The organism is Thiobacillus denitrificans (assembly GCF_001530125.1).
Classification (GTDB): domain Bacteria; phylum Pseudomonadota; class Gammaproteobacteria; order Burkholderiales; family Thiobacillaceae; genus Thiobacillus; species Thiobacillus denitrificans_C.
Window position 1 is genome coordinate 61,625 of the sequence record NZ_LDUG01000048.1, and the last position, 21,183, is coordinate 82,807.

The 21,183-nt window shown below is 62.2% G+C and carries 19 protein-coding genes; 4 read left to right on the forward strand and 15 right to left on the reverse strand.

From position 1 onward, the window contains the following. Nucleotides 1–47: 47 nt before the first annotated feature. The 15 genes from ABW22_RS14365 to ABW22_RS14435 form a co-directional block, all read right to left on the reverse strand. Entirely contained in the window at nucleotides 48–1,889 is a 1,842-nt protein-coding gene (locus ABW22_RS14365) for an IucA/IucC family protein (RefSeq protein WP_059758198.1), read from the reverse strand. 14 nt (nucleotides 1,890–1,903) lie between these two features. Then, a complete protein-coding gene (locus tag ABW22_RS14370; RefSeq protein ID WP_059758201.1) occupies nucleotides 1,904–3,076 on the reverse strand; it encodes an MFS transporter in 1,173 nt (390 codons plus the stop codon). Then, complete coding sequence (locus ABW22_RS14375; RefSeq protein ID WP_088178795.1) at nucleotides 3,073–4,935, reverse strand: IucA/IucC family protein; 1,863 nt, start codon at nucleotides 4,933–4,935, stop codon at nucleotides 3,073–3,075. Before ABW22_RS14375 ends, ABW22_RS14370 begins: the two co-directional genes overlap by 4 nt. After that, nucleotides 4,917–6,125 carry an ATP-grasp domain-containing protein gene (locus ABW22_RS14380; protein WP_059758205.1) on the reverse strand — a complete coding sequence of 403 codons (1,209 nt, stop codon included), beginning with the start codon at nucleotides 6,123–6,125 and terminating at the stop codon, nucleotides 4,917–4,919. The genes ABW22_RS14375 and ABW22_RS14380 overlap by 19 nt, the downstream gene beginning before the upstream one ends. Nucleotides 6,126–6,136: 11 nt before the next feature. Continuing rightward, entirely contained in the window at nucleotides 6,137–8,206 is a 2,070-nt protein-coding gene (locus ABW22_RS14385) for a TonB-dependent receptor family protein (RefSeq protein WP_082708900.1), read from the reverse strand. 101 nt (nucleotides 8,207–8,307) lie between these two features. Beyond that, complete coding sequence (locus ABW22_RS14390) at nucleotides 8,308–8,613, reverse strand: hypothetical protein (RefSeq protein WP_059758208.1); 306 nt, start codon at nucleotides 8,611–8,613, stop codon at nucleotides 8,308–8,310. A 13-nt stretch (nucleotides 8,614–8,626) separates the two neighbouring features. Continuing rightward, on the reverse strand, nucleotides 8,627–9,397 hold the full coding sequence (locus ABW22_RS14395) for a peroxiredoxin (RefSeq protein WP_237763362.1): 771 nt from the start codon (nucleotides 9,395–9,397) through the stop codon (nucleotides 8,627–8,629). Nucleotides 9,398–9,464: 67 nt separating this feature from the next. Then, the gene (hemP, locus tag ABW22_RS14400; RefSeq protein ID WP_059758214.1) at nucleotides 9,465–9,671 is read right to left on the reverse strand and encodes a hemin uptake protein HemP; all 207 of its coding nucleotides are present in this window, start codon (nucleotides 9,669–9,671) and stop codon (nucleotides 9,465–9,467) included. A gap of 95 nt (nucleotides 9,672–9,766) precedes the next feature. Next, nucleotides 9,767–10,705 (reverse strand): cation diffusion facilitator family transporter, encoded by a 939-nt coding sequence (locus ABW22_RS14405; RefSeq protein WP_059758217.1) that lies wholly within the window; start codon nucleotides 10,703–10,705, stop codon nucleotides 9,767–9,769. Further along, a complete protein-coding gene (gene nagZ, locus ABW22_RS14410; protein ID WP_059758220.1) occupies nucleotides 10,692–11,771 on the reverse strand; it encodes a beta-N-acetylhexosaminidase in 1,080 nt (359 codons plus the stop codon). Before nagZ ends, ABW22_RS14405 begins: the two co-directional genes overlap by 14 nt. Nucleotides 11,772–11,825: 54 nt before the next feature. Next, nucleotides 11,826–12,206, reverse strand: a complete 381-nt coding sequence (acpS, locus tag ABW22_RS14415) for a holo-ACP synthase (protein WP_059758223.1) — start codon at nucleotides 12,204–12,206, stop codon at nucleotides 11,826–11,828. Next, nucleotides 12,203–13,060, reverse strand: a complete 858-nt coding sequence (locus ABW22_RS14420) for a radical SAM protein (protein WP_059758226.1) — start codon at nucleotides 13,058–13,060, stop codon at nucleotides 12,203–12,205. Before ABW22_RS14420 ends, acpS begins: the two co-directional genes overlap by 4 nt. 12 nt (nucleotides 13,061–13,072) lie before the next feature. Next, nucleotides 13,073–13,456 (reverse strand): helix-turn-helix domain-containing protein, encoded by a 384-nt coding sequence (locus ABW22_RS14425; protein ID WP_059758229.1) that lies wholly within the window; start codon nucleotides 13,454–13,456, stop codon nucleotides 13,073–13,075. Between the two features lie 11 nt (nucleotides 13,457–13,467). After that, nucleotides 13,468–13,761, reverse strand: a complete 294-nt coding sequence (locus ABW22_RS14430) for a type II toxin-antitoxin system HigB family toxin (protein WP_059758232.1) — start codon at nucleotides 13,759–13,761, stop codon at nucleotides 13,468–13,470. A gap of 41 nt (nucleotides 13,762–13,802) precedes the next feature. Next, a complete protein-coding gene (locus ABW22_RS14435; protein WP_059758235.1) occupies nucleotides 13,803–17,966 on the reverse strand; it encodes an Eco57I restriction-modification methylase domain-containing protein in 4,164 nt (1,387 codons plus the stop codon). Between the two features lie 307 nt (nucleotides 17,967–18,273). Here ABW22_RS14435 and ABW22_RS14440 point away from each other — a divergent pair, with 307 nt between their 5' ends. The 4 genes from ABW22_RS14440 to ABW22_RS14450 all read left to right on the forward strand — a co-directional run bounded on the left by ABW22_RS14440 (nucleotide 18,274) and on the right by ABW22_RS14450 (nucleotide 21,180). Next, nucleotides 18,274–19,548 carry a tyrosine-type recombinase/integrase gene (locus ABW22_RS14440; RefSeq protein ID WP_059758238.1) on the forward strand — a complete coding sequence of 425 codons (1,275 nt, stop codon included), beginning with the start codon at nucleotides 18,274–18,276 and terminating at the stop codon, nucleotides 19,546–19,548. 84 nt (nucleotides 19,549–19,632) lie between these two features. Further along, on the forward strand, nucleotides 19,633–20,688 hold the full coding sequence (locus ABW22_RS17455; protein ID WP_157648661.1) for a hypothetical protein: 1,056 nt from the start codon (nucleotides 19,633–19,635) through the stop codon (nucleotides 20,686–20,688). An 11-nt stretch (nucleotides 20,689–20,699) separates the two neighbouring features. Next, nucleotides 20,700–20,840 carry a hypothetical protein gene (locus tag ABW22_RS17460; protein ID WP_157648662.1) on the forward strand — a complete coding sequence of 47 codons (141 nt, stop codon included), beginning with the start codon at nucleotides 20,700–20,702 and terminating at the stop codon, nucleotides 20,838–20,840. Between the two features lie 136 nt (nucleotides 20,841–20,976). Next, entirely contained in the window at nucleotides 20,977–21,180 is a 204-nt protein-coding gene (locus ABW22_RS14450) for a helix-turn-helix transcriptional regulator (RefSeq protein WP_059758244.1), read from the forward strand. The last annotated feature ends 3 nt before the right edge of the window (nucleotides 21,181–21,183 follow it).

Below are 21,183 nucleotides of genomic sequence, written 5' to 3' on the forward strand. Positions count from 1 at the left end.
GACTTTGGCTTGCACCGCCCGAATGCTTTCAAATACTTCAGCTAATCTTAGCTCCACGTACCGTCCTCCCCCAGCGCACCCAGCGGGTTGTTGACAGGCAAATACCCGGAAGCGCGATCCGGCCGCTTGAAGAAGCGGTTGATCAGATTTGCTTTTCCTGGAAACGGCTCGCCGCTAAGCAAGGCGTTAATGCGCCGTGCCGAGACGTCATCCCCGTAATGACTCTGGTAGGCATGCAGATGGTGCCGCACCACCGCCCACAGGCGGTTTTGCAATGCCGGTTTACCCGCACCGATCTGGCTGATCGCCTCGCAGAAGTTGTTGACAAACAGGCAGTAGGCGATCCGTTTCCATCCCTGTTCGTTGCTGTACCAGAGCGCTTCGCGGGCGCGCGGGCTGACGGCTTCCAGTTGCTTTTCACTGTAGCGCTCTTGCACCAGCTTGACGCCCTCGAAATCGCGCAGGAATACCTGTCGCGGCCCACCATCGGCCACGCCGATCACGACGTTCTGCAAGTGTGGCTCGAAGATGACGCCGTGCGCGAAATAGCAGTACAGCACCGGGTACATGAGCTCGGCGACGTAATGCGAAAACCACTGTTCGGCCGTCTCTTCGAGCGGCAATCCGCCATGCTGTCCCATGGCTGCCAGCAACTCGCGGATGCGCGCTTCGCCGTAGATGTGGTTGCCGAACAGCGCGCCGGCCAAAAGCGGCGTTACGCCGGGAAGCAGCACGTCGTCGAAGCCTCGCCGCAGGATCATGCCGAAGCCTTCGGTCACTTCTTTGTCAGCCTGCATCTCGCCCGTTTTCAAGTCTACCGAGATGAACCCCGGCTCCTCCATGACCCGAAGGCTCGGAAATTGCTGTTGAAGCTGCGGCATCAAGCTACGCATGATCCGGGTTACCTGCAGCGCGCCCTCGAGTTCGTAAACCGCGTTTTTACGGACGCAGTTGGTGATGCGGACGTTTAACGAACACTTATAGAAATACGGGTTTTGCGGATGGAACAGGGTGCGGATCGACGAGGTCGGATAATAATGCTCGCCATGCTGCCCAAGATCGCGGATACGGCCGCCTCGAATCGCCGCCGCGACGCTTGGATGGCCGAGCAGATGGCGTGCCTGCCACGGATGCGTCGGAATCAGGGAAAACGCCTCGTCTGCGGCAAGACCGGCAGGCGCCTGCGCCGCGACGATCCGATCGCACGGCTCGGCGAGCACTGATTGTTGCAGCACGTATTCGCGGCGCACCGCGAAAAAATGCAGCGCAAAGCGCGTCCCCATTTCCGGCGAATAGCGCTGCATCTCCTCATGGGATATGCCCTGGCGGCTTTTCGGGGCGGGGTGGAACGGATGGCCGAAAACCAGTGACTGTTCGGATTCGATGAACGCCTGTAACGGTTCCCGCGAAAAACGTCCGGGGCGGGATGCGCTCAGCACAGCCGAGGTGACCGCAACGCTGTCGTGAATCTGTTGCATCAGTTCGCCGTTCGCAGGCAGTTCGTACTTCAAGGACAATTCGCGCAGCAAAAGCCCTGCCAGGGCCTGCCAGTCGAGCAAGCCCCAGGGTTTCCCCGTGGATTTGCAATAGAACGGCGATTGGTAGCGGTAATTGCCCGTGGCGGAAGCGCCGTCGACTACCGTCAGCAGACGTTCGTCCGTAAGCGGCAAGCGAATGTGCATGATACGGCCGCCGCTGCGCTGCAAGGCCAGGCGCACGGATGCTGGACTATCATTTTGGCCGAATAAAGGCCCCACGCTTAACTGCCCCTCCGGGCCTGCCACCTCACGGCAATAACAGTTAAGTAGCGTTTCCATGGAGCGCCGGCCAGCTTCTTGCAGCGCCAACGACTCCGAGTCGGTGGCGCCCGCCAGATTGTGTATGTGCATGATTCCTCCTCTTGCTAAGAATTGCGTAGGCGTAAACGATCAAACACCAGGCCGGCCAGATAACAACCGGCGGCGAGCATCGTCAACGCGCCAATAAAAAAAGGTGCGCGCAAATCGAGCGCCTGCACGCCCGTACCTGCAATCAATCCGGCGATAACAGCGCCCCACTTGGCATTGCTTTCAAACCAGCCGAAGGTACGCCCGGCGTTGTCGCTGTTTACGATGCCCGCGATCAGCGCGTGCAAACCGATGAAACTGACGGTCATGCTGAGCCCCATTAAGACGCGCCAGGCAGCCACGGCAGGCAACGACGGAAACAGCGCCTGACCGAACAGAGAGATAGCGAGCAACAGGTACGACAGCAACAGCATGAACACCAGGTCGCGTTGCCCCAGATAGCGACTCAATGGCACTGCGCACAATAGATAGATCAAGTGCGGGAGCCCGAACAACAGCCCGGCAATAGCTGGCGAAACTGAGCCGGAACCTGCTTGAATGAAGGGAACGAAATAAGGAAAGGTAATCACGGTGGCGAATACGAACGCGAACTGCAACGCGTAGATTTGCATGGGCGTAACTTCTATCGCTTCACCCTTGGCCTGCATCGGCGCTTTGGTCGCCGCTGGCACTTGGCAAGTTGGCAGCCGTCCGATGAGCAGCGCCGCGATGAGCGGCAGCAGCGCCAAGTAGCGGTATAACTCAAGCGGGGATTCAATCGTCATCAACAGGCCCAATCCTACCGGTGCGATCACCAGCGCCGCCCGTGCCGACCATTGCATCAGCGTCAAACTATGGGTTAGCGCTGTGCCGCTGACCACGGTTGCCAAATAAGCGTTGGAGGCTGCGAAGGTGCCGCCGAGCAGGCCTTGCAACGCCAAGGCAACGAAAAACACCCACGCATTGGGGGCAAAGCCGGCGAGCAGGAAACTGCCCGCCAATCCCAGTTGAGCGCGCAGCAATAGCGGCTTCTTGCCGTATTTATCCGCCAGCCTGCCCCACCACGGACTGCTCATCGCGGTAAAAAACGTCGGCACGACATACAACCACCCGGCCAGATAGGCGGCTTCGCTGTGCAGCGATTTATCGAGTATCAACGTAAAAAACGGCGGCATGCCGAGCGCGGCGAAAGCTGCGATAAAGTGGCAAACCATGATGGTGGCGACGATGCGGCGCCGATCAGTGGTCATAGCGCCCTCAAGAAATTAGGCGCGCTGCGGCCATAGAACTTGTTGACGTCGGTAGCGCCCGTCTCGGTTTTTTCAGCCAGGGTGGCGGCGATCAGCAAGTATTTGATATAGAGCCGATCATCTTCGAGCAGCAACCGGCGCGCCAGCGCAATGTCCTCGCCATCCGCCGCCAATTCCGCCAGCACGGCTTCGATTCGTAGCCTGATGCGGGAATACAGCGCAGTGGCAGGCAAGCCGAGAATAGCCGCGAAGCGCTCGGTCAATACCGCGATATTGAGCTGCAAGGTGATCGTCGTGAACATTTGTGCCAGCGGCAACGGGTCTGTGACGACAATGCGCCGATCCTGCAATTCGGCAACATGAGACGCCAGATTCGGCCAACGCCGAGCGAGATAGTCGAGATGGATGCGCGCCGCGTCGTTGTCTTTGAGCAACAAGCGTAGCCGGGGCGCTTCCCGGCTTAATACAACGACGGAGTTCTGCTGGTTCGATTCAAGGGCTATGCCATAGCGCAGCCACAACAGCAAATGCAGGCGCAGTGTTAGATCGAAGTAATCGTTGGAAAACGTTTCAAGATCGCCGCCGTAGAATTGCGCCGCAGCTTCCTCGGCAACCGTGTTTCCAGCCGGCGTTTGCGCCAATAGCGCCGCCACCGGGATCAGCGTGCTTTCGCCCAGCGCGTCGACCGGATAACGGCGCAGGATATAAGCGAGAAACATCCGGTTATCGACGTGTCCGCCGCAATCTTCGGATGTCAGCAGCAGACGGCCGGCGATCGACGGTTCACGCGCGGCAATATCGGCAAGCAGGGTCTGGATGCGATGGCCGTCGTGGATCGTGCTCGGCTTGATGGTGCGAATGTTCTTCGCACCCAGGGTGCGGATCGTCAGCGGCAACTTCACATGCCATTCCGGCGCATCAAGCAGCACAACGGTGCGCACCGACAGCGTCGGCGTCACCGCGAGACAAGGCCGCGGTGCGCGAACCACCTCGCGTAATCCGGCCTCGTCAAGGAGGTCATCGAGTTGCTGCGCCCATACGAACGGATGTACCGGAACCAGGGCATGCGTGTCCGCCATCACGGCAGGCAGGCCGACGGCTTCGAAACTGGGCCATAGCGGCGACAGGCCAGGTTCGTCGCGGCTACTCGGATGGTAAAGGGCGCGCGGTACCGCCAGCCAGCGCAACAGGAAAGGACGCTGAAATTCCGGGCCGTAAGCGGCGAGCGCGTCGGCATCGAAACCGAGCTTGGCGCGCGCGGTCGGATAAAACGGATGATCGAGAAACGCACCGAGCCGGTCGTAGTGCAACAGGCGCGAGTGCCAATTCGGCAACCGGGCGCCGGCCGCCGTGCCATGCAGCGTGCGGAACTCGGCAAACCAGCGTTCGCGTTCTGTTTCGCTGACATGGCGATGCTCGACGGCCACCTGGCATTCCCCGGCAAACGCGTCGAACGGAGCCGCTGCGGCCGGAGGCAGTCCGCGCGCGAAACAGGCCAGAATATCCGCTACTGCATACAGCGCTCTGACCTGCCCATCCGCCTGCCACAGCAGCGGCGATCCGGCCGCGCGCCAATCTTGCATGAAGAAGGATCGGGCTACCGGAATCCACAGGCAGCCGTCGCCGAAATGGCTCACCCTGAGCCAGGCGTCGCCAGGCTCCGCATGCTTGCCGAGTGCTGCCGGCAACGCGGCGTTTGGCATAACCGCCGAACGGCTCACGCACTCGCGTACGTCTTCACGCAACAGGGCATCCACCACGCGACGGCAAATGTAGTCCGCGTGTGCGCCGTCAGCGTGCGTCATGCCGGTATCGACGGCGGTTCCGGGCGCGGTCGCCTTCATGCGCCGATCGTCCATGCCAGGCCGCTGCTGATACGGTCCATCTCCCGGCCCAGGCGGTCCGCATCCGAACCCGCACCGCGCAATACGCCGAGATAGTCCTTGTTGGAATGGGTCAGCGTAACCGTATCGCCAATTGTGCGTAGGGGCTTGAACGTGATCTGGATGTCGTCCGCATGCCGGACAAAGGCTTCGGGCGCGTGGGTCAGGCGGCCTGCAGACTGCGCGGTGAAGTAACGAATCAGGGCGGCACCCGGCGCGATGCTCAGCTGTGGGAGAGGTTCGCCGGAATAGAGGCGCAACACGATTTCGAATAAGGGAATGCCGAGCGTGTCCTGCAGCAGGAACTCGCGGTAATCGCCGATGCTGCGATAGTTGATTTCGACCAGACGGGGACCGGACTCGGTCATGACGAACTCTGTGTGGCATGCGCCGAAGCCGACGCCGAAGCGGCGAATGAGGTCGACCACCCGGGCTTCCTGCTCGGCCGTCAATCCCGTCCCCCAGCTGGCCTCAAGCTCGACAAAATGCGGCGGCGGCGACAATTTCACCTGAAAGCCCCCGAGCACGCAGAGCTTCTCGTCATCACCGAGGGTTTCCAGCGTGTAGAGCGGGCCTGCGATGTATTCTTCGAGGAGTAAGGGCTGCCCAGGCTGATTGCTCCACGCCGCGGCGCATTGCGCCGCGAGTTCGGCGTGGTTGCGGGCCAGGCTGACCTGCTGGCTGGCAACGCCTTCGCGCGGTTTGACGATGCACGGGAACGGCACGCTATCCAGCACGCGCGCGAGCGCCGCCTTATCGCAGACAACGGCGTGCCAGAGCACGTCGAGGCCGCGGGTTTGCAGGTCGTTGCGCATTTCCGCCTTGTTTTTGGCGCGATATGTGACGTGCCAGTCTTTCCGCGGCAACCTGAAATACTCGGCGGCGATCGCCGTGCCGGTCTGCAGGTGGTCACTGTTGGAAAAAATGGCCGCCGGTATCTGTTCACGGCAGGTAATGGCGTCGATGACCGCGAGCGGATTGAATACGTCACACGCGACAATTTCATGGGGATAAGCCGCAAGCCCTGCCTGACTGAAATAGTGCCGATGCGTCTCGGCGTGGTCGGTCAACAGCACGACGGATAAACCCAGGCGTTGTGCCGCCGGAATAAAGCCGACGTTGACCGAATCGGTTGGTACGTGCGCCAGTATCACAATCTCTCGCATGGCGGCTCCTGTTACATGTCCATCTGCAGCGTCACGAGGGCAGCGCGGCCCGGCGCCGGCATCCGGCCCTGGCTGAAGTCGACGCCACGGAAGTAGTAATCCCGGTCGAACAGGTTGTTGATCGCCAGTCCCGCCTTCATTTTTGTGCTGTTCCAGCTGAAGTCACGGGTGACTTGCGCGTTCCATACCGAATAGGATGGGATTTTTCCCACTGAGCCGGATGCATTTTCGGCAACCGTGTTGGCGCCGTCGGAGAATGCCGCGCTCTGGTAGAGGCCATTCACATTCCAGTTCCAGGCGCCGCTGCGGTAGTTGGTCTGGAGATTGACCTGATGATGCGGCGCCAGGGGCAGTTCGTTGCCCTCGAACTGGCCGGAAAGCTGCTCGGTGTCGACATAGGTATAGGCGGTCTTGAATTCGAGCCCGCGGACCTGCTTCGGCCGCCAGGCGAGTTCCGCCTCGATGCCCTGGTGGCGCGCTTCGCCGAGATTGCGGAACCCCGCTGTTGCGCTCACGAATTCGATCTTGTTGTCGAAATCGAAGCGGAAGGCGGTAAGACCGGCGTCGACGTTCCGCGTCGGGCTCAGGCGAATGCCTGCTTCGTAGTTCTTCGCGCGCTCGGCGGCCAGATCGCCACCAAACGTGATTTGCGTGAACTGGACCGGGCGCAGGGATTTGTGGAAATTGGCGAACAGGAACAGCGCGTCGTTCACCTGATAGCCGATGTCCACCCCGGGCAGCCAGTCACGGGTCGGGTTGCTCGTTTCGGCTCCGGTGAGGTTGTTGCGGTAGGTGAGGTCGACCTTCTCATGGCGGATGCCAGGGGTGATCTTCAGCTTGTCGTCGAGCAGGGAAAAGGTATCGCTGACGTAGGCGGCGACAGCATCGTTCTCGAAGCGCCAGTCGCGTGTAACGGCGTAGGCATTTGTCGCGACGTTGCGCGAATCGACGACATAGTCGACTTCTTCACGCATGTAACGTGCGCCGATAGCAATTTTCTGCTTGATGGCGCCGTCGATGTCGAAGGTGAAGCGCGGCTCGCTGCCATATACCCAGAACCCCCGCGGAGACGACATTTCCAGTGTCGATGGCGTGTCGGCGTTGCTGGCGTTGCCGAAGAAAAACTGGCGGTTGCTGCGATGGGCAAAATTGCTCCAGCTCAGTTCAGCGCCGTTATCGAAATACTGGTTGTAGACCAGGTGCCCCCGCAGGGTGTCGCCGTCGAAGCGGTCGAGCGGCCGGGTGGACTGGTCGCGGTCCTGCTCGTAGGACTGCGGCGTCAAGGCGCCGGGCATTTCGTTTTCGGTTTTGTAATATTGCAAGCCGGCCTTGATATCGGCGTTGTCGGTGACGAACCAGTCCGCATCGAGCATCAGGTTGTTCACCGTGGTCGCCGAGTGGTCGCGCTCCGCATTGCCGTCGATGACGTTCGCCTGCGCCTGCAGGCCGAGCCTGTCGCTCACGAAACCGCCCGCGCGCAGGTAGGTGTCGGTCAGCACGCGGCCATTGTCCGCAACCGACAGGGTCTCCTTCGCCGTGATGGCGGTCTTTCGCGGGATCCGCTTGGTCACGAAATTGATCACGCCGCCGACGTTGTTCGGGCCGTAGTGGACGGCGACGCCGCCGCGCGCTACATCAATGGTTTCGACGGTGTTGAGGGTCAACGGAAACAGCGACAAGCCGGTCTGACCGTAAGGCGCCAATGTAATTGGCATGCCGTCGACCAGCACCAGCACCTGCTCGCTGCGCAAGGGATTGAGGCCGCGCACGCCGATGTTTGGCAGGATGCCCGTACCGCTTTCGTCCAACACCCGCACGCCCGGCACCGTGCGCAGCGCATCCTCCACGGTGCGCGCACCGGATTCGGTCAACTCCTGAGAGGTGACGACGGTCCGGGCCCCGGGATGTTTCTTCGCCGCTTCGGGCGTCGGCGCGCCCAGCCAGTCGGCGCTGACCGTCACTTCTTCGAGGGTTTTGACCGGGGATTCTGGTTCGACCGTGGCCGCAGTCTGGGCGTTCGCCTGGGAAACGGAAAACGCCAATGAAATGGCACTGGCTAACGCGGATAAATGAAATTGCATGGATGACATCTTTCAGGGTTGGTGGACAAAATCAGCTCGAAACGGGCCCAGCCCGCCCAGGCGTCGGGCGAGGGCGGCGAGGGCGGCAGAGCAGGCGGCGCTCATGGAATGAATGCTTTCGTGCCGTGGGCAAGGGGCTGCCCGGATACCAGGCTTAAGCGGCGCGCCTGGCCCCTGTCGATGGCGGGCCGGGGCGCAGGCTGCACGCGCGTCCCGGCGGCCTCGGGGCGTTCGCTCTCCAGGTCGTCGGCGAGATTGAGGCAGGCTTCGCGCTCAGCGGGCGTGAGCTCGGCGTGTTCGGCGGCGCGTTCGAGCAGCAATTGGGCGGTGGCCCGGTTTCTGGTGCAGGGGTGGCGCAGCATCACCAGCGCGGCGACCAGGAGCGAGGCGGTGGGGGAGGTTCGCATGGTTGTTCCTTTCTCAGGCGGCAGCGACGAAAGCTTCGCCGGGCTGCCATTCGCAGGCGGTGAGTTCGCCGCTTTGCAGGGCGTGCAGCAGGCGCAGGGTTTCGCGCGCCGAGCGGCCGACGTTGAGGTCGTTTGCAGCCACGCTGACGACGCGGCCTTCGGGGTTGATGATGAAGGTGGCACGCACCGCCACGCCGGATTCGGCGAGCACGCCGAAGCCCTGCGCCAGTGCGCGCGACACGTCGCCCAGCATCGGGAACCTCACTGCGCCGAGGCCTTGCCTGACCCAGGCGCGGTGGGCGTGCGCCGAATCGACGCTGGCGCCGAGCAGCACTGCGCCCGAGACGTCGAAGTCGTGGCTCAGGTCCGAGTAGGCGCGAATTTCGGTCGGGCAGACGAAGGTGAAATCGAGCGGCCAGAAAAACAGCACCAGCCATTTGCCGCGATAGTGAGCGAGCGAAACCGCTTCGATGCGGCCGTCAGGCAGATAGGCCTCACAGGTGACGTCGGGAACAGTATTTCCAATCGAGATCATAAGAGCTCCTTTAGTGGACGGCGGGTTGCGGGGTGGCGTTGACGGCCTCGGGGGTGCGCGAGACCGCGCGCCATTCGAACGACAGGCGCCGGCAAGCTGCGGATTGGACGCGTGGGATTCCATCCAGCGCAGGTGCTGCTCGACCATACGGGCGAGTCTGCGGCAGCCGGTTTGTTGGTAGCGGCGCATCAGCCAGCGCGTGGCGGCAATGACGATATCCGGGGTGTCGTGGAAATACGGTGTGGACATGCCAGTCTCCTTGGGGTTGAGTAGCTGGCTGGCGCGTATGCGCGGGCGGGCGATGCGGGGGGCGGTACTACTTGGTCAGAATCAGTTTGCCGTTCTTGGTGATGCGCAGGCGATAGTGCTCGCCGTTGTGGCTGATCAGTATTTCCTGATTGCCCTGGAATAAAAAATCCGTCGAGATGATGCCCGACGGATAAGTCCGCTCCCCGGGCTTGACCGCAGGACGGGAAGCGGCGGGGGGTGCCGGGCTGTTGCTGCGCGTGGGGTCGGTTGGCATGGCTGCAGGCTTCACGCATATGATCAATAAGAAAAGCGAATGATAACGATTCTCATTAAAAGATCAAGCCTCGACGCAATAAAAAAACCGTCGGATCAGGAAAGCGGGGGATGCGGGGGGTAGGTGGCGCGCAGCAGCGGCTGGCCCGTCAGCGCTTCGGGCTGGAGGGTGACATGACGGATGCCGTGCCGCGTATCCATGGCCTGACTCGCGGCGGCGAGGATGGCCGGCCAGTCGGCCAGATTGCGGATTTCCAGGTGTGCCGACAGTGCGATGGTGCCGGACGACAGCGTCCACACATGCAGGTCGTGCACCCGCAGCACGCCGTCGAGCGTTGCCAGATCCTGGCCGACGGCGTCGAGCCGGACAGTGAGCGGCACGCCTTCCATCAGCACGTGCACGACCTCGCGCAGCAGGCGCAGCGCCGACACCAGGATCAGCGCCGCCACCAGCAGCGACAGCAGCGGATCGATCGGCGTCCAGCCGGTGGTGACAATGACGATGCCTGCGGTGATCGCCGCCACCGAGCCGAGCGCGTCGCCCAGAACATGCAGCAGGGCGGCGCGGCTGTTGAGCGTCTGCTCGCCACGATGCAGCACCCAGGCGACGGCGAGATTGATCGCGAGGCCGATTACCGCGACGCCGATGACGGTGCTGCCGCTGATCTCGCGCGGGGTGCCGATGCGTTCGAGGGCTTCACGCACGATAAAGCCGATCAGCACCAGCATCAGCAGGCTGTTGATCAGTGCCGCCAGCACTTCAGCGCGCACCAGACCGTAGGAATGCCGCATGCTCGGTGGACGCCGCGCCAGCCAGGCAGCAGCGGCCGCCAGCCCCAGGGCGGAACTGTCGGTGACCATGTGGGCGGCATCGGCCAGCAGCGCGAGCGAGCCCGACCACCAGCCGGCCGCAGCCTCGACCCCGGCGAAGGCCAGCGTCAGCAGCAGGGCGACAAGCAGGGTGCCGCTATGGCCGTTGTGCCCCGCGTGAGAGTGGGCGTGGCTGGTGCTGTGATCGTGCTTATGCGCGGCCACAGTAGTCGGTCGGGTCGACCTGCAGGTTGAGGTCGGCGGAATCCTGCCCCAGCCCGGCGAGGTGGTGCAGCGCGTTGACGTAGCGCGCCGACTCGCGCAACTGGACCAGCGTCGGCGGGTGCGGGTGGCCGTGCATGCGCGCCAGCCGTGCGCGGGCGGGGGCGGGCCAGTCGACCTTCAAATTCGCCAGCACCTCGTCCGCCAGGTCGGGCCGGTTGCACACCAGTGCCATGTCGCAGCCGGCGTCGAGTGATGCGGCCACCCGTTCGACCATGCCGCCCGCCACGGCGGCGCCTTCCATGCACAGGTCGTCGCTGAAGATCGCGCCATCGAAGCCCAGTTGATGACGCAGCAGCTTTTGCAGCCACACTTTTGAAAATCCGGCGGGCCGGTCGTCGACCTGGGGATAGATCACGTGCGCCGGCATGACCGCGGCAAGACCCGCCTCGATCATCAGCCGGAACGGCACCAGGTCGGCAATCGCCATGTCGGCCAGGGTGCGCTGGTCCACCGGGATGGCGACATGCGAATCCGCCACCACAAAGCCGTGGCCGGGAAAGTGCTTGCCGCAGGCGGCCATGCCGGCGTCTCTCATGCCCAGCATCACGGCCTGTCCCAACTGAAACACGGCGTGCGGATCGGCATGGAAGGCGCGGTCGCCGATGACCGAGGAAGCGCCGTAATCCAGATCGAGCACCGGCGCAAAGCTGAAGTCGATGCCGTGCGCACGCAGTTCGCTCGCCAGCACAAAGCCGGTTTCGCGCGCCAGTTCGCGGGCGCGTGGCGGGTGTTCGTTCCAGATTTCGCCGAAGCTGCGCATCGGCGGCAGGCGGGTGAAACCCTCGCGAAAGCGCTGCACCCGCCCCCCCTCGTGATCGACGCCGATCAGCAGCGGCGCCGACTTGAGCGCATGGATATCGGCGGTCAACGCGGCCAGCTGCGCCGGGTCGCGGTAGTTTCGGGAAAACAGGATCACGCCGCCGACGAGCGGGTGGGCGAGACGGTGGCGGTCGTCGTCGGTCAGTTCGGTGCCCGCCACGTCGAGCATCAAGGGGCCGAGCGTCATGAACGCTCCTGATGGAAACGTAGCGTCATGGGTGCTCCAGATGGAAAGTTGGCGTCATGTTGCCTCCAGAATCACATAAGCCAGGACGAGATCGCTTTCGTCCGACAAGGACACATGATGCGCGGTCACCCCGCGTGCCGCCAGCCAGGCATCAAGCTCGGGTGCGCATTGCAGGAAGGGCTTGCCGCGCGCGTCACGCAGCACGGCGATGTTGCGCAGCGACACCGGCGCGCGCAGCCCGGTTCCCGCCGCCTTGGCAAACGCCTCCTTGGCGGCAAAGCATTTAGCCAGAAAGCGCGCCGGATCGCGGCTGGCGTAATACCCCGCGTGCTCGGCGGGCGCGAGGATACGGTCGGCAAAATGCTCGCCAAACCGCGCCAGCCCGCTGCGGATGCGCCCGGCGTCCAGCAGGTCGGTGCCGATGCCGTGGATCATGGCGACACCTTTACCGGCAAGCCGGCCGCGCGGATTTTCTCGGCAAACGCTTCGAGCCATTCGCCGGGCAGCGCGGACAGCCGGCTGGCCTGCGGCTGCATCGATGGCCGTGCCAGGCCATACAGCAGCACGCCTTGCACCGGGATGGATTGCTGCCGGATACGTGCAGCTGCAGCCAGGTACGCCGCCTGCTCCGCGTCCGAAGGCGGCGCGCCGTCCAGCGCGAACACGCAGGTTTGCAGCCAGGTCGGGCACAGTCGCGCGGCCATGGCCAGGCGCTCGAACTGCTTGTCGGGTGAAATGCGTGTCTGGTTGATGCTGCGCATGCCGGCGGTGGTCGCGCTGTCGAACTTGAACCAGACCTCGCCGTTCAAGGCCGCCATTTTTCTGAGGCCGTCCTGCACGCGCGGGCGGTCGGTCAGGCTGCCGTTGGTGATCAGTAGCAGCTTGATCTTGCCAACCAGATCGAAATCCGCCATCACCCGGCCGATCAGCTCAATGACTTGCGGAAAGGCTTTGGCGCTGGTCGGCTCGCCGTTGCCCGACAGCGCAATGTCGTTCAGCCGCCGCGCCCCGTCGGGAACGCGCGTTTGCATGAAGTCGCCGTGGAGGATGTCGGTGAGCATCGCGCGCAGTTCGGCTTCGAGTTGCGCCAGATCGATGTCCGGCGCCGTGCCGCGCGTCAGTCCCGGCACCTGGCAATACACGCACGCCCAGTTGCAGGCGTTGTTGGGATTGAGATTGATCCCCACCGAGACGCCACCCGCACGACGCGAGACGACGGGATAGACATAGGTCATCTCCGCGCTGTCGCGGTCGTGGTTGACGGGGGTGAGCAACACGGCTTTGTTCATGGGGCACCTGCCTTATGCGGCTTTCCTGCCATCGCCCGCCTCATAGGGCTGGATCAGCACTTCTGCGGGAAGGCCGAGGCCCGTGGACAGGTTGCGGATCATGTCCAGCGACAGCGGCCGCACCCGATTGAGGATTTCTGCCACGCGCGCCCGGCTTCCAATAAAAGGTTCCAAATCCTTGCGGGTCAGTCCGCGTGCCTCCATCACGTGCAGCAGGAAAGCGATGGGATCGGGATCGGGGATGGGGTGATGACGGGCCTCGTAGTTCTGAATCAGCAGGCTGAGTACTTCCAGCCGGTCGGCCTCGGGGCTTTTTTCCGGGGCATCCCACAGGGCTTCGGCTTCGGCCAGCGCCATTTTGTATTCCGCCTTGGTACGGATCGGTTTAAGTTCCATCGTGTGTCCTTTCATATCGTGCTGGCGTCTATGCGGTCATATTCCGCGTGGGTGCCGACAAAGCGTATAAACATCATGCCCCGGTTGTAATGCACGGCCACGATCAGCCGGTAGTCATTGCCCTTGATGTTGAATGCCACGCGGTTGTTGGGCAAAAAACTGGCATTGCGATAGGCCGCCTTGATATCCGCCGGGCTTTTCCAATCGGCACGGCTGGCATCGGCGTACCAAGCCCTGAGCGGCATCTCGGCCTGGGGATGCTTGTTCCAGAACGCCCGTAGCTGGCTGATCGCGATGATGCGCATGGCACAATGTAGCACGCTCCCATACCGGGAGCAAGCCGTTCTTATTGCACTGCGGGCGCGTCAAGATTGTGGTGGGAAAGCACGCCGCCGTCGATGCGCTGCCGATACGCCAGAATCCAGTCGCGGGTGCGGAAGCTACCAAACGCCGCCAGGTCTTTTTCGCGCACGATGGGGAAGGTCGACAGGATGTAATCCGCGTCGGCGGCGGACAAGCCATAAAGGTGCATGAACAGCGCATCCAGCCGTGCCATGCGGTGGGCGCGGTCGTCGGCATCCCACACAAAGGGCGGCTTCACTGCGCCGCTTGCATCCACATAGCCCAGGTCGCGCGCAAAGCCCGCCATGTCGTGCGCGGTGTAGGTCAGCGCCAGCACCTCGGCGCGGATGAAGTCGGCGATGCTCACGCCGCCGATGGACTGCTCGAAGTCGGCGGGGGCGATGACGGGGAGTTGTTCGACGATGTACCAGTTGAGGTGCGTGGTTTGCGCCTTCTGGCGTGTGATGTAATCGAACACAAGTGAATTGAAGTTCGCAAGCATCAGACAAGTTTCACTTGCTTCCAGCCCTGTCAAGAAAGGCAGGGTATTGCCAGCCGCAAGCGTCGGGACAATAGCGCCAATCATTGTACGAAAGTCAGTAGCGCGAGCAATGTCGCGAAATGCAAGTGCCCAAGCATGCACGCTGGCCGGAACGTCAGAATCAGCCACCCAATACTGCGGTTCGGGAAAAACGCTGGGGTCAGCCTTCGCGCCCGCTGTTAGGTTTTCGCTCAGTGCAGCGTTATGCAGGTTTTCTTCGTTCACCGTTACGCTGGAAGCACGATGATCGTAGTGGTAAATCATCCGGCCTACATACAGCGGCACCGCTTGCGCCTCGCCCTTCGTCCAGCGATTCAGCGGCGCGCGCTGCCAGCCCTGTTTCTCCAGTTCGACACGGGTGATGAACTTGTCCGAGTCGTTGGTCATGTGGAACATCGTCACATAACGCAACGGCCAGACTTTCTGCTCCACGCCGGATGAGCGATTCACCAGCACCGGGTGGCGGGCATAAATCTGCGTGGTGAGTTCGGCATCGCGCCGGGTGCGGAAGATGGGCGCGGCGCCGGTGTTGGGGTTGACGCGCAGGAAGTCGGTGCCGGAAAGCCGCAGCACGCGTTCGGGGTCGGCGAGTTCGTCCACACGGTGCAGGAAAAAAGCGCACTCGGCCTGCGCAAAGCGCTGCGCCGCGCCGCCAAACACCAGGGCGCAGAATTTGAAGCGTGAATCAATGTCAGGAAAGAACACCTTTTTGTTCTCGAAATCCAGCAGCGCGGCGAGGCGCGCACCGTCACCTGTTTCGGTTTCGACCAGGGTGCGGAAGAATTCCGATGCGCCTTTGTCCGCCGCAATGCCCGACGGCGTGATCAGCCCGACAATGCCGCGCGGCTGAACCAGCGCGGTGGCGCGCTCGACGAACAGGCTGTAGAGGTTGACATCGCCGCCGCCGAGCAGCGGATAGTCGCCGCTGTCGCGCACCACGCGGGCTTGCTGCACGGCGCGTTCGCTGGCCGCGAGATAGTCCTGCCACAAAGGGGCGCGCTTTTTTTCCAGTTCGGCGATCAGGCGCTTGCGGTCGGCGGCGCGCGGCTGGCGCGCAATCGCGAGGTCACGCTCGGCCAGCCATTCGACTTCCTGCAGCTTGATGCGGTCCCACGGCGGGTTGCCGATCACCGCATCAAAGCCGCCGCTGCTGCCACGCCACACGGTGGGGAAGGCGGTGTGCCAGTGGAAGAAGCGTTCTTCGCGCGCGAGCGTGGCGGCATCTTTCAGCAGTGCGTTGACCGCTGCGATGGTCTCGCTGTCGCCGTTGATATGGCCTGTCTGGATAACCCCCACCAGGTTGTAGCGATCCGAGAAAAGCTCGGATATGACGCGCTGCGTATCCGAAAGCCCTTCCACGGTGGAGCGCCCCACGGCTTTGCGCTGCTTGTCCGGCCAGCCTGGAACCAGCCAGCGCAAGGCACGCCAGAAATTCAGCAAGCCATGAATGGGCGCGACCTGTTCGCGGGCGCTGTCGGCCAGACGTTTGGATTCGTGCGCTTCGGCGATGCTGGTGTCGGTGAGGTCGGCTACGGCTTCAAGGCTTTTGGCGGCGATTTCGAGGCGGTCGAGTTCCGCGCCTTGAAACATGACACCAAATGCCAGCAAGCCCTGACGCACCGCGTCGAGCTGTTCGCCGTGCAGCGAGTCGCCGCATTGCAGATGATGATCGAGGAAGGACAGCGGCGCGCCGACGGTGAAGGTATGCAGCCACAAGGCGACTTTGGCGAGTTCGACCGCCATCGGGTTTTTGTCCACGCCGAAGATGACGCGCTTCAGGATCATGCGGCGCACGATGTGGCGGTCGTCAAGCTGGCGTTCGTCGAGTGCCCAGCCGTGTTCCAGGCCGGTGGCGAGGATGCGGCGGCGGATGTCGGCGATGCGCGCCACCACCGGCGAGGCGTAGGGGCGTTTCTGATCGACCAGATGCGCCGCCCACGGCATGGCGTTGACGCGGTCATCCACCTCCTGCATCGCCAGCAAGACCCGGTCCGCCAGCCAGTCCACCAGCGCCACCAGAAAATGCCCGCTGCCCATGGCGGGGTCGCAGATTTTCAGTTCGAGCAGTTGGGCAGCGGGATCGATGGCTTCGAGCGCATCCCACTCGTAGGGCTTGAGCGATTTACGTTTACTGTAGGTGTCGAGCAGTTGCTCAAGCGTGGTCGTCTGTTCATCGACCAGCCGCCCAACTGACTGATTGAGGATGAGTCGCACCAGATCGTCGTGGGTGTAATAGCTGCCGCTGACCTTGCGCGCAAAGCTGGCGGGGCGGGCGATGAGCGTGCCGCCCTCATCGGCCAGGCTGTATTCGAGCAGGCGTTCGTAAATGCCGCCCAGGTGCGAGACCGACAAGTCGCGGTAGTTGATCGGCGGGCGCAGCAGGTCTTCGGTGCGTCGCGCCAGCGCGTCGATGACCGGCGCGAGTTTGGCGTCGGCCACGCGCACCCGCGCCAGCAGCGGCGCCCGCGCCCGCTCGAACAGGCCGCCGTTGTAGGCTGGCATGCCGACGGCATCGTCGCCGTCGCTGATGATGATGAAGAGCTCGGTCAGCCGCCCCCAGTAATTGCCCGCCGTGCTGGAAAACACGCCGCCCTTGTCGCGCTTGTCGGCGATGTCGTCGCGGATCACGCGCAGGCTGTAGTCGCGGTAGCGCGGGTCGTGGATGGGCAGCAGCGCGCGGTCTTCGGCATACAGCACGAACAGCATGCGGTAGAGCAGCACCAGGGTGGCTTCGCGTACCTCGTCGAGATAGGCGCGGGTGTACTGGCCGCGCGCGGTTTTCTGCGCTTGCAGATCGCTGGCGGCGAGCGCGTTGGCCAGCGCGGGAAACACCTCGTCGAACACGCGCTGGCCGAGGCTTTGCGACACGGCTTCTTCGTAACGCCGCGCTTCGGACAGGGCAATGGCGTGATATGTGCGGAACTCGCCATCCCAGGTTTGCTTCAGGAAAGCGGCACGACCAAACAGCAGATAAAACAGTTTGAGGCCATGATCGGATTCGTAGCCGTCAAGCTCGGGTTGCGTGCCGGAGATGCCGAGCAGGGCGGCCAGATTAATCTCGAAAAAGTCTTCGGCGCGCGAACGCGCATCCTGCCAGTACAAACGCCACACCGCGCCGTTGGTGAGGATGCCCCATTTCACGGCGCGGTCGCTCATCACGTCGGCGCGGGATAAATAGCGCAGCATTTGCGAGGACGGCGCGCCGAAGTCGCGCGGTTTGCGCGTGCCAGTCAGCCCCGGCTCGCTTCTATCCAATACGCGCAGCCAGCTTTTGGCTTCGAGCAGCGCCACACCATGACGCACCCGGCGATCATCCGAAGGCTCTGCAAACGCACGCGCTTTGGCGGCGGCGTCGGCGAACAGCAGAAAATCCGGCACGTCTTCGCGCCCGGATTGGGACATGTTGATCTGCGGCAAATTCTCCCAGCCCAATAAGCCCAGGACGGGCTCGATCAGTTCACTTTCGGTTTGTGCTTCGTTGAGTGCGGAGTCGGCGGCAACGATGCCGTATGCGCGGCGCAGTTCAGTGGTAAAAGCATCCAGTTGATTTCTGTCGAATGCCTGCCACGGCGCGGTTTCGAGAATTCCGCGTGTAAGGAAGTCGTGACTGAAAAGCTGACCTTGCATGAAGGAGCGGTGCCATGGGTTAGGGATGGCGGAGGCGGTGAGCTGCGCTCCCCGAGGCCGCCCGATTCAGGGTTTAGCGCCTGGCCTGCGCCCGGATCGCTGAAACGGATTATCTGGCGGAGGCGGTGTCCGCCATATTGTAGTGCACTACAGTTCAATTTAATTCAGCAAGAGAAAACGCCATCCCAGCAGCAGCGAGGACTGGCGCGATTCATAGTTCACTACAGTTTCACTTGATTCTTTAAAATTCATCGCCATAATGGTGGGTAGAGTGGTGGGTAAATTGAGTGTGACGGGAGGGTGAAAGATGCTTACTGAACTGAAAATAAAACACGCCAAGCCTGGGTATTGGCTTGACGCTGATGGACTATACCTTCAGGTGAGCGATTCGGGGGCGAAGTCCTGGATCTACCGGTTCCAGATCAACGGCAAGCGCCGCGAGATGGGGCTGGGGTCGCTCGGGCATGTGGCGGCGAAGGAAGCGCGGCGGCGCGCTGCCGAGGCTCGCGGCATGGTTCACAACAAGGTCGACCCTCTGGAGCATCGCAAGCAGCAAGCGCAGGCAGCAGCCGCGCGTGCGGCGCAAGTCGCCGCGGGGGCCATCACCTTCAAAAAGGTGTCACTAGAGTACATCGAGGCCAACCGGGCCGGCTGGAATAACGTCAAGCACGTCAGCCAGTGGGAAAGCACACTCGCGACCTACGCTTATCCTGTCATGGGCGACACGCCGGTTTGCGAGGTCAACACCGCAATGGTGCTGGAACTGCTCAACCCGATATGGTTCACCATAACCGAGACCGCCACGCGGCTGCGCGGTCGAATCGAACAGATACTTTCATACGCCAAGGTAAAGGGCTACCGGGAGGGCGAGAACCCCGCAGCTTGGCGTGGCCACCTCGATAACGTGCTGCCCGCACCGGGCAAGATTGCGCCGCATAAGCCACAGCCCGCATTGCCCTATGACCAGATGAGCGAGTTCATCAGCAAACTGCGCCAGCATGAGGGTGCCACCTTACTCTGCCTGGAGTTTCTAATCCTTACTGCATCCCGCTGCGGCGAAGCTAGTGCGGCGAAGTGGGACGAGATAGACATGGAAAAGGGTGTCTGGACCGTCCCGGCGGACAGAATGAAGGGTCGAAGGGAACACCGGGTGCCTCTCTCGGCTGCTGCGCTGGCGGTTCTCACCAAGGCGAAGGAGATGCGTCAGGGGGAATATGTTTTTCCCGGCAAGATCATCGGCGAGCCCGTCAATACTGGCGGCCTCGGCCAGCCGTTGAAGAGAATGAACGCGGGCAGGGTAAAAGCGGGCCTGGCGAAGTGGGTGGATGCACAATCCGGCAGGGCTATAGTGCCCCATGGTTTCCGGTCGTCTTTCCGGGACTGGGCCGCCGAGACTACGCACTATGACCGTGACATGGTGGAAATGGCGCTGGCGCACGTAGTCGAGAACAAAGTAGAGGCGGCTTACCGCCGTGGCGACATGTTTCAGAAGCGGCTGCAGATGATGGATGACTGGGCGACCTGGTGCGAGCCGAAGAAAGCGGCAACCGTGACGCCGATCAAGAGTAAAGCCGCCGCCTGACGGTATCAGGCAAAGCGGGCCGGAAGGGTGTTCGAGCACCCGACCAGCCCTGACCGCAAAGCAACCTGTTTAGGAGATTGCATCATGGCTGTAACGAATCTTAGACCGCCCAGCGTACTTGAATATAACCAACTCCCATGGGGCGACCTCATCTACGGTACGAAGGAGCAGTTGCAGGGTATCGGCATCGCTGCCGGAATGGCGTTCCCTGGCGAACCCAACGGGCCGAAGAAAAGCCTTCGAGTTGCAGACCCGCGCGGACTCAAGGCTCGTGTGGAAGCGTCTAACTTCAGAGGGGGTGGGATTTTCAATGCAAGCATTTCATTCCCGGGGCGCGATCGCCCTGAGCACGGGCACGTCACTGATTCTGCTCCTGGAGTCAGCAAGAGTGAAGCTCCGTGGGGCGACGTCTTCACTGGCACGGCTGAATCATTGAGTTCCGCCGGACTTGTGCGACGCGACCAATTGCCGGGCCAGCCAGGCATGCGCAAGGTGACCGTCACAATACTGGCTGACGGGTCCTTGCCCAAGGGATCGCCCACAGCAAATTGCCGAGAAGCGGATGAACCAGGGGCAATAAGAATTTCCAGAAAATCAAAGGCGCTCTACGAGGTATGTATTCGCGTGTCGGATGAGGAAGAGCAGCGCCGCCGTGATGAGCGTTCTCGTGCCGATCGAGAATGGGAAGCCCGGATGATGTCTTTGCCCCGCCCGGCACCATTGTGTTGCACCAGCCAGGAACGTAAGGAAATTGAGACCGCAAAAGCCCTTGTTGCCTCATGGCCCAAGTCCGCCGCGGCATTCCGTGAGAGGGCCGCCGGGCGGGTTGATACGTTGCTACAGTTTGTCAAGGCGCACTGCACGGACGGGATGCCGGGCGCCTGGGCTGGCGAACAATACGGGGGCTACAGGTTCGACGACGCCACCGTTGCAAGGGTCAATGCGCTCTCCGATGAACTGCTCGAGATAGTGAAAGCTGGGGGCGTCGTATTGGACATCGAACTGCGTAAGAAGCAGACACCTGCCTGCATTGCAGAAGAAGTGCCCGAGTCTGATGCCTATGCTGAAAGCCCGATTCAATACGGTGGCAATGTGGTTCCCTTCCGAAAGCCGTGCCACCTGGGACCGAAACCTTTATGAGAGGAAATGACATGACCAGCAAAAAACAAACTCGGAAAGCCCGCGGCAAGCGCGGTCAGACGATCCGTGTAACCACCAGCGGCAAGCCGCCAATATCGGGGGCTGTGGCGTTCGCGCACTTACTGGCCAAAGTCAGCGCAACGAGTCCTTGACGCTCTACAGGTAGTCGAATCAGTTTGAAAGGCCCGCCCTGTGCGGGCTTTTCTCTTTTGTGCCGGGGGGGGGTGTGCGTACCTAGGAAAATGGAAAATAGTCTTTGTACTCCCTTGAATTTAACGGAGTACAAAGATGGTCAACATAATCCGCCTCCCTGACGTGATGGCCCGCACTGGCCTTTCGCGGTCCTCAGTCTTTCTGAAGGTCAAAACCGGCGACATGCCGCCGCCCATCAAGTTGGGTGTTCGCGCGACTGGCTGGGTTGCCGAGGAAGTCGACAACTGGATCAAACAGCGCGTGGCGGCGAGCCGTCCGACCCCGCGCGCCGAGGGCTGAGTC